General features: G+C 62.4%; 11 protein-coding genes and 1 pseudogene. 9 read left to right on the top strand and 3 right to left on the bottom strand.

What is annotated here, in order from left to right:
* The first annotated feature begins 328 nt into the window (after positions 1-328).
* The 6 genes from EU800_RS25325 to EU800_RS25345 all read left to right on the top strand — a co-directional run bounded on the left by EU800_RS25325 (position 329) and on the right by EU800_RS25345 (position 3,937).
* Complete coding sequence (locus tag EU800_RS25325) at positions 329-787, top strand: cytochrome c (RefSeq protein WP_129636251.1); 459 nt, start codon at positions 329-331, stop codon at positions 785-787.
* Positions 787-1,203, top strand: coding sequence for a cytochrome c (locus EU800_RS25330; RefSeq protein WP_129636252.1), 417 nt, complete (start codon positions 787-789; stop codon positions 1,201-1,203). Before EU800_RS25325 ends, EU800_RS25330 begins: the two co-directional genes overlap by 1 nt.
* A 121-nt stretch (positions 1,204-1,324) precedes the next feature.
* The gene (locus EU800_RS29195; protein ID WP_371685670.1) at positions 1,325-2,197 is read left to right on the top strand and encodes a multicopper oxidase family protein; all 873 of its coding nucleotides are present in this window, start codon (positions 1,325-1,327) and stop codon (positions 2,195-2,197) included.
* Positions 2,198-2,209: 12 nt separating this feature from the next.
* The gene (locus EU800_RS29200) at positions 2,210-2,716 is read left to right on the top strand and encodes a multicopper oxidase domain-containing protein (protein WP_371685671.1); all 507 of its coding nucleotides are present in this window, start codon (positions 2,210-2,212) and stop codon (positions 2,714-2,716) included.
* Complete coding sequence (locus EU800_RS25340; RefSeq protein WP_129636253.1) at positions 2,713-3,195, top strand: cytochrome c; 483 nt, start codon at positions 2,713-2,715, stop codon at positions 3,193-3,195. The genes EU800_RS29200 and EU800_RS25340 overlap by 4 nt, the downstream gene beginning before the upstream one ends.
* Before the next feature lie 13 nt (positions 3,196-3,208).
* Positions 3,209-3,937, top strand: a complete 729-nt coding sequence (locus EU800_RS25345; RefSeq protein ID WP_129636254.1) for a DsbA family protein — start codon at positions 3,209-3,211, stop codon at positions 3,935-3,937.
* A gap of 68 nt (positions 3,938-4,005) precedes the next feature.
* Here the strand turns inward: EU800_RS25345 and EU800_RS25350 are convergent, their stop codons facing one another.
* Both EU800_RS25350 and EU800_RS25355 read right to left on the bottom strand, forming a co-directional pair.
* Positions 4,006-4,203 carry a heavy-metal-associated domain-containing protein gene (locus tag EU800_RS25350; RefSeq protein ID WP_129636255.1) on the bottom strand — a complete coding sequence of 66 codons (198 nt, stop codon included), beginning with the start codon at positions 4,201-4,203 and terminating at the stop codon, positions 4,006-4,008.
* A gap of 64 nt (positions 4,204-4,267) precedes the next feature.
* Entirely contained in the window at positions 4,268-4,828 is a 561-nt protein-coding gene (locus EU800_RS25355) for a hypothetical protein (RefSeq protein WP_129636256.1), read from the bottom strand.
* A gap of 80 nt (positions 4,829-4,908) precedes the next feature.
* Here EU800_RS25355 and EU800_RS29205 point away from each other — a divergent pair.
* The 3 genes and pseudogenes from EU800_RS29205 to cueR all read left to right on the top strand — a co-directional run.
* Positions 4,909-5,187 (top strand): annotated as a pseudogene (locus EU800_RS29205) (Crp/Fnr family transcriptional regulator); the annotation flags it as partial.
* Between the two features lie 304 nt (positions 5,188-5,491).
* Positions 5,492-7,993 (top strand): heavy metal translocating P-type ATPase, encoded by a 2,502-nt coding sequence (locus EU800_RS25365; RefSeq protein ID WP_129636257.1) that lies wholly within the window; start codon positions 5,492-5,494, stop codon positions 7,991-7,993.
* A gap of 10 nt (positions 7,994-8,003) precedes the next feature.
* Positions 8,004-8,429: a Cu(I)-responsive transcriptional regulator gene (cueR, locus tag EU800_RS25370; RefSeq protein WP_129636258.1), complete on the top strand. Its 426-nt coding sequence runs from the start codon at positions 8,004-8,006 to the stop codon at positions 8,427-8,429.
* Positions 8,430-8,509: 80 nt separating this feature from the next.
* On the opposite strand, the gene EU800_RS27350 is transcribed toward cueR, so the two are convergent.
* Positions 8,510-8,752 (bottom strand): hypothetical protein (locus tag EU800_RS27350; RefSeq protein WP_207210012.1); only part of this gene is annotated, 243 nt, incomplete at its 5' end.

The raw sequence follows: 8,752 nt of genomic DNA on the forward strand, positions 1-8,752 counted from the left end.
CTGGACGGGAAAACGCCCGATCAGGCATATCTCACCCCGTCCCGGCCAATTCCGGTCGCGGCATAACTGAGCGGAAGATCCACTTAGAACACAGCTCCAAACTGTTCAGACAACCCGAGCCACCTATTTCAAACCCGCGGGAACAGACCAGACCACCCGGAGGCAAGACGGTGATCCGCAAGGTCGAGGGTCCGAACCGGCGCCCGGCGCCTGCAATGAAGGAGAGGATTCCCGACTGCCCGGAACTCGTTGGATCAGAGGGTGAAGTTAATCTGAAAACGGAAATGGCGCACCATTTCGAGACGCGCCGACAGGAAACGAACGAAACATGGACAATTTACTCCCGATCGGCATCGGAGCCATCCTGCTTGGCGGCATCGCGGTCTTCGCGATGCAGGTCATAAGCCCGCCCGAACCGGCTGGACATTCGATGACGCCGCCCGACACCTCGAAGATCGCAGAGGGCGCGCCGATTGCAGATGTTCTGGTGCCTGCAAAACTTTCGGCGAATGCACAGATCGGCAAGAACGGTTTCGACGCAAAATGCGCAACCTGTCACGGCGAGAACGCAGCCGGCCAAAACGGCATTGCGCCGCCTTTGGTGCACAAATTCTACGAGCCCAGCCATAATGGCGACGTCGCTTTCCAGATCGCCGCAAGGAACGGCGTCCGGGCGCATCGCTGGAAGTTCGGCAACATGCCCCCGGTGGAAGGCCTCACCGATGCCGATGTCGCCTATATTACCCTCTACGTGCGAGAACTGCAGCGTGAGAACGGGATCAACTGATGGGCGGAAGGGGAGCGACAGGTTCGGCTGTCGAACAAGCGGCACCGTCGCATGAGCTGTCATTTCCCTTCAACCATCGGTGGGGCATGAAGCTCTGGCGGGCGGTTCTCATCAGAACACCGCGGACGGGCGCCATCGACGGCAAGAGCCTGGCCTGGAACCGGGGTCGTGAACTGGTCCGGGGCGCGGCACATTGCGGTGCCTGCCACACGCCGCGCAATCTGGCGGTCGCCAGATTGATCGGTGCGGCCTTTGCCGGCAACGAGGACCTTCCCGGGGGCGACAAGGCACCCTCAATCCAGCCCGGCGACCTGAAAGCGCGCGGCTGGACGGTCGAGAACCTCGCCTTTGCACTTCGCACCGGCGTGATGCCGGATGGTGATGCCTTCGGTGGTAGCATGGGCGAACTCGTGTAGAGGGGCACGGCTTTCCTGAGTGCCGAAGACCTGGGTGCCATGGCGACATACGTGCTCGATGCCGACTGATACTCCGCGTGGGTCCGTTTTGGCCCGCGGGATCAAACGAGGAAGCTAGATGATGATTTCACGCAGATCCATGCTGACCGGTGCCGCCTCCATGGCCACCATGCCGCTGCTTCCGCACCGAGGCCTTTCGGCCGGAATGGATCGCGAGACCCTCGAAGCCGCGCTCGCAAAGGCGCAGATCGCGCCGGAGGGCTACCCTCAAACGGAGATCTGGGGATTCGGCAGTCGGGTGCCCGGCACCGAGATCCGCGCGCGGCAAGGCGCGCGGCTACGCCGTTGGCTGGTGAATTCCTTGCCCGAGCCGACCTCGCTGCATTGGCACGGCATCCGCATCGACAACGCCATGGATGGAGTGCCAGGTGTCACGCAAGAGGCAGTGCCGCCGGGGGGCGAGTTCCTCTACGAGTTCGATCTGCCGGACGCGGGAACCTACTGGTACCACTCGCACAACCAGTCCTACGAGCAGGTCGCGCGTGGTCTGCAGGGGCCGCTGATCGTGGAGGAGGCCGAAGCTCCGGACGTGGACCGGGAAGAGGTGCTTGTCCTTGACGACTTCCGGCTCGACCCGGAGACGGGCGCCATCGCCCCATTCGACAATATGATGGATTTCAGCCATGGCGGACGGCTGGGAAACATCGCTGTCACAAACGGTGTATTCAACAAGACGCTTGCGGTGAAGCAGAACGAGCGGCTGCGACTTCGGCTGATCAACACTGCGAATGCCAGGATCTTCGAGTTGCAGCTCCAGGGACTCGACGGCTGGATCGTTGCGCTCGACGGAATGCCGCTCGAAATGCCGCAGCCAATCCCCGAGACATTCCTGCTCGCCCCCGCGCAACGGGCAGATCTCATTGTCGATGTGACGGCAGAAGACGACGCGGAAGCGCATCTGGTGCGGGTCGAGCGCGACGAGGCTTTCAGCTAGGTCCTGCTCGACGTGAAGGGCAAGGCGTCTGAGAGCCGTCGCCCGACGCCGACGCCGCTGCCACCGAACCTCGACATGGCGGTGACCGGGTTGGACGACGCCCTGCGCAGCCGCCTCGTCATGGAAGGGGGCGCGATGCGTGCCTTCCTGTCGGCATCGATGAACGGGCGCGAGGTCGATTTCCGGGAGGCGGCGCAGAATATGAACTTCTGGTCGTTCAATGGCACGATCGGCATGGCCGACGAGCCGCTGTTCGTGGCCGCACGAGGTCAGGCCGTGCGGGTGGTGATGCAGAACGACACGATGTTTCCGCATGCCATGCACCTGGATGGCCATCATTTCCGAGAAGTCCTGCCCGGTGGTGGCCTCGGTCCGCTGCGTGACACCTTGCTCATCTATGGCGACGAGAGCCGCGAGATTGCATTCGTTGCCCACAATCCCGGCGACTGGGTGTTTCACTGCCACATGCTGACCCACGCGGCCTCCGGCATGATGACGCGTATCAAGGTTCTGGCATGAAAGCTGCCACGGTTCTTGAAGGGACAGGGGCGCTCGTGGCCGGTGCCCTGATTGCCGGAGGAGCGGCGTGGGTCTTTGCGGGAAACGAAGCAAGTTCCATCGGACAGCCCGACGACGTCGATATTGTCGCGGGAGAGACCCTCTACCGCGCAAACTGCGCCGCCTGTCACGGTGCCAGCCTGGAAGGTCAGCCGGACTGGCGGTCCCCGGACGGCGATGGCCTGCTACCTGCCCCACCCCATGACGAGACCGGCCACACCTGGCACCATGGCGATGCGCTGATATTCACTTACACCAAGCTTGGCGGGGCCGAGACGCTGGCGCAGCAAGGCATGGAATTCGAAAGCGGCATGCCGGGCTTTGGCGACGCCCTGAGTGATCAGGACATCTGGAACATCATCGCCTTTATCAAATCGGCCTGGCCAGATCGGATCCGCGAGGCCCAGTCCGCCCGGACGGAAGCAGAAAGAAATCAATAGGGAATCTGAACATATGAAATTTCTCCTTGCCCCTATCGGCATGGCAATCCTCCTGCTGGGGCCACTCCCGGCCATGGCGGAGAATCTTAGCGAAGCGCGTATCAAGGAACTGGTCTACGAGGCAATCCGGGAGAACCCTGGGATCGTCATGGAAGCCGTGGAACTGCTTCAGGCACAGGAAGCCGAGCAACAGGCCGCGGCTGCGTCGCAGGTTCTTTCAGCTCATCGGGACACGCTTGAAAACGACCCGAACGCGCCGGTTCTCGGAAATCCGGAAGGCGACGTCACCGTCATCGAATTCTTCGACTACAACTGCCCGTACTGCAAACGCGTAGCACCTGAGGTGAAGGCGATCATGGCCGACGATGCCAACATCCGTGTCGTCTATCGCGAGTGGCCAATCCTGGGCGAAGGGTCGGTATTTGCGGCACGCGCAGCGCTCGCCTCGCGCAAACAGGGAAAGTACGAGGCATTTCACTGGGCGCTCATGGACCTGAAAGGCAGGGCAGACGAGGCGTCGGTGCTTCGCGCGGCCGAAGAGGTCGGGCTCGACGTCAATCAACTCCGGGAGGATATGGAGGCACCGGAAGTCGACGAGCATATCGCGACCTCCATGGCCCTTACCCAGACGCTCGGCTTTGACGGAACACCCTCATTTGTCATCGGTGAGGCGCTTGTTCCGGGTTTCATAGAGCAGTCGCAACTGGCGGAACTCGTCAGCCAGGCCCGTACCGGCAACTGATCCCGAAAACCTACCGACACGAGGTGTCCGAAGGGCCGGTGGCATCAAGCCACCGACCGCTTTCTGCGTCACGCGGCTTCGGACTTGTAACCAGCCTCGTAGATCGCCGATTGCAGTGCCTTCGCGGGAAGGTCACTTGAAATCGTGACAGTGCGGTCGTTGAGGTTACACGCAATCGTAGCGTTCAGGTCGATTTCCTTGATTGCCTTTTCGATCGCGGCCGTGCAGTGGCCGCAGCTCATTTCGGGAACGTTGAATCGGGTCATCTGGGTCTCCTTTCGGGACATACTCCCTGGTTCCAGCACGGGAAGGTCAAGATCGATTTCAGATCTATTCCGAGCCATGTACGTGCGGCGCCTCGCCGCGGGCCATCGCGAGATGATGGTCCTGATGGTGCATGCCGAGGCTCAGGATTCCAAAGAACCCCAGCCCAAGGATCCGGGCTCGTGCGTCCGCATCTCCGCTGACCCGAAGTATGGCTCCGTTGGCGATGGGCGACACTTCCTGCTGCAATTCACCGCTTCCATTCATTACCGCTGCGTGGGCCGTGACCATCGCCTGTATGGATGCTCGCACCGCCGGGTCCTCGGAGTTCACGCGGAATTCCGCCCCGTTGACGAGGGGGTGTGTTTCAACCTGGGCGCGCAGGGTGACGTTGTCCATGTCGACGAGGTGGGCGCGCAGCGCGTCGATATCCACCCGGCTCCAGTTCACCTCCGGGTCGGCTTGCAGTACGCCGACGATCTCCTGAATTGCAGCAAAAGCGGATTGGCCGGGCTCGGCCACCACAGGGGTCTGCTGCATGTGCTGCATGTGTTCGGTGTGATCCTGCGCCGCGGCTGCGGTGGCAAGACCGGCAAGCATTGCAAGGCAGAGAAGGGCGTTTTTCATGGCTGGTTCCGTTCCTGTTTTCGACAGCAGGTTTGCAGAACACTGTCGGATGGCGCATGATTTCTATCATGTCAGCCAAGATGCCCTTGTTGTTCGAGCGCCATGGCAGCCCTCGCAGCCTGGCCACGGGAACCTACCTGTTCCACGCCGGTGACCCGGTTCAATCGGTTCATTTCTGCGTTTTCGGGGAGCTTTCGCTCTGCCGGACCACCGAAGCGGGAAAGGTCCTGATTCTGAACAAGGCTGCGGTGGGGTCGGTCGTGGCCGAAGCCGCCGCCTTTGCCGAGGCATATCATTGCGACGCGAAAGCCGGGACAGACAGCAGAGTTCTGGTAATGCCGGTCGCCACCTTCCTGTCGGCTCTCGCTCGGAGGTCCGACATTGCGCTGGAGTGGGTCGCACAATTGGCACACGGTTTGCAGGCGGCCCGCCGGAGAGCCGAAATCCGGACCATCCGGACCGTTGGTGCGAGGCTCGAAGCATGGTTGGAGACGGGCGGTACAATTCCGGAAAAAGGGCACTGGCAGGATCTCGCAGCCGACCTTGGTGTCAGCCGTGAAGCGCTCTATCGAGAACTTGCGTCAAGCCGCCCTTTGACCTTCCAGTTGGTGGAAGCCTTATGTGTCCGGTCAACTGGACGAAATCGAGTCGTAGGTGGCCAAGATGAATACCGTAAATCTCTCTGTCGAAGGCATGTCCTGTGCTTCGTGCGTCGGACGTGTCGAGCGCACGTTGAAGGGGCTATCAGGGGTCGATGCAGCAACCGTCAATCTGGCCAGCGAGAGCGCTCGGATCGAGTTCGAAGGTCCGGCCGATTTGGCGGGGATCACCGCAGCGCTCGACAAGGCCGGGTATCCGGCGCGCGTCGGCGAAGTGACGCTAAGGGTGGAATCTATGTCCTGCGCCTCCTGCGTCGGGCGCGTGGAACGGGCCCTGACCAAGGTGCCCGGCGTTCTAGAAGCCTCCGTGAACCTTGCCAGCGAAACCGCGCGCGTCCGCTTCCTCGAGGGGCAGGTGACGCCGGAGCTACTGGCGCGAACTGCAACAGAGGCGGGGTATCCCGCAACCTTGCCGGAGGCATCCAGCGATGCACCCGATGCAGGCGAACGCAAGGCCGCAGAGGCGGAGGAACTGAAGCACCTCACGCTCTTTGCCGGTGCACTCACATTGCCTGTATTCCTGCTCGAGATGGGCGGGCACATGATCCCGGGTTTCCACGCCCTGATCGGCGAGACCATTGGACATCATGCGAGCTGGCTGATCCAGTTCGTCCTGACGAGCATCGTGCTCTTTGGGCCGGGTCGGCGTTTCTACCTGAAGGGCTATCCCGCGCTACTGCGCGGTGCGCCGGACATGAACAGCCTCGTCGCCATCGGCACCTCGGCCGCCTATGGCTATTCGGTCGTTGCAACCTTCCTGCCCGCACTGCTACCCGCGGAGACCCGTTCGGTCTATTTCGAGGCGGCCGCGGTGATCGTGGTGCTGATCCTGCTCGGCCGCTGGCTCGAAGCGCGGGCCAAGGGTCGCACCGGCCAGGCTATCCGCAAGCTGGTCGGGCTTCAGGCGAAGTCCGCGCTGGTCGAGCGGAACGGCGACACCGTCGAGCTTCCGATAGACCAGATCGCCACCGGCGATGTGATCCGCGTCCGCCCCGGCGAACGGATCGCGGTGGATGGCGAGGTGATCTCGGGCAGCACCTATGTCGATGAGAGCATGTTGACGGGTGAGCCGATCCCGGTCGGAAAGGGCGCGGGCGACACCGTCGTCGGCGGCACGGTCAACGGGACCGGGGCGATCTCCTTCCGGGCGACCGCCGTTGGCGCCGACACGATACTTGCTCAGATCATCCGCATGGTCGAGGAGGCGCAGGGCGCCAAGCTGCCGATCCAGGGGCTGGTGGACCGCATCACCATGTGGTTCGTGCCTGCAGTGATGACGCTGGCGGCGCTAACGGTGCTGGTCTGGCTGGTGTTCGGCCCGGACCCGGCGCTGACCTATGCACTTGTGGCCGGTGTGGCGGTCCTGATCATCGCTTGCCCTTGCGCCATGGGGCTGGCCACCCCGACCTCGATCATGGTCGGCACCGGCCGCGCGGCCGAGCTGGGCGTGCTCTTCCGCAAGGGCGACGCGTTGCAGCGGTTGCAGGAGGTGCAGGTGGTCGCGCTCGACAAGACCGGAACAATCACCGAGGGCAAACCCGCACTGACCGACATTAAGCTTGCTTCCGGGCAAGACCGTGACAGTGTTCTGCGCCTCGTGGCTGCTGTGGAGGCCAACTCTGAACACCCGGTGGCCGAGGCTATTCTGCGGGCCGCGGGCGAGCGCAGAACGCTGCCGGGCGTGGACGGGTTTACCTCGATCACCGGCTTCGGCGTGCGCGGCACGGTCGAGGGGCGGGATGTCCTTGTCGGCGCCCGCCGCCTGATGGAACGCGAAGGCGTCGCGCTTGATATGCTCGGAAGCAGCGGCGAGATGCTTGCCGCCGCTGGCAAGACGCCGCTCTATGTTGCTATCGACGGCGACATTGCCGCCGTGATCGCCGTTTCCGACCCGATCAAGCCCAGTTCACGAACGGCGATAGATGCCCTGCATGGGCTGGGTCTGCAGGTCGCCATGATCACCGGCGATGCAAAACCCACCGCCGAGGCGATTGCCGCCGAGCTCGGGATCGACCACGTGGTCGCCGAGGTTCTGCCCGATGGTAAGGTCTCGGCACTGGAGGCGCTGCGCGCGGAAGGCCGAAAACTCGCCTTTGTCGGTGACGGGATCAACGATGCACCCGCGCTGGCCCATGCCGATATCGGCATCGCCATCGGCACCGGCACGGATGTAGCCATCGAGAGTGCGGACGTGGTGCTTATGACGGGCGATCTGCGCGGTGTGGTCAATGCCTTCCACATTTCGGCCCGAACGATGCGCAACATTCGCCAGAACCTCGGCTGGGCCTTTGGTTACAACACCGCGCTGATCCCGGTCGCCGCCGGCGCGCTCTACTCGGCCTTCGGCATCCTGCTTTCGCCGGTGCTGGCCGCGGGCGCGATGGCGCTGTCGTCGGTCTTCGTGCTCTCAAACGCGCTGCGGCTGCGTCGTATCGAGCCCGTGCTGGTTGAAAGTACCCCGCAAGCCGAAACGGACCTGTCCCTTTCACCGACTCCAGCCGAATAGGACGATAATCATGAACATCGGTGACGTTGCCCGCCTATCCGGCCTTCCGGCCAAAACCATCCGCTACTACGAAGATATCGGCCTAGTCTCACCGCTCCGCAGCACTAACGGCTATCGCTCGTTCCGGGAAAGCGACTTGCACAAGCTTGCCTTCCTGAACCGCGCCCGATCGCTGGGCTTCACGATCGACGACTGCCGGAACCTGTTGCAACTCTATGAGGACAATTCCCGTGCCAGCGCGGACGTCAAGCAGATCGCCATGGAGCACCTGATCCATATTGACGCCAAGATTGACGAGTTGATCGAGATGAAGAAAACACTCACTCATCTCGTCCACGAATGTGCTGGCGACCACCGCCCAGACTGCCCGATCCTCGAGGACCTTGCGACTGCCGTATCGGGGGAAACGTCGCCAAAAAGGGCGGTCAGCAATTGAGATCTGCGCCTAGCTTGTCCATGCCTGTGATGTGGTCGGCTGTCGGATCGCAGGCTTCGCGTGTCTTTCCTGGTGGAATGTCATTTGGAGAGGTACTTGACCAATGCCAGGATCGCCAGAAGCGTCACGATTATCAGAAGGATCATCCAGACGCCGCCAAATCCCATTCCCCAGCCGTGCTGGTAAGCACCCATCATCGTTAGGTGTTTGATCCCACGGTTTGATGGTGCGATCCATTCGCTGGAATGGAAGGAAGCCCTATGGGACAGGTACGTCACGGCAGCGCCACGACCACGCACGCCATCCGAGCAGCAATACAGCGA

It is taken from the genome of Tropicimonas sp. IMCC6043 (assembly GCF_004146235.1).
GTDB lineage: Bacteria > Pseudomonadota > Alphaproteobacteria > Rhodobacterales > Rhodobacteraceae > Tropicimonas.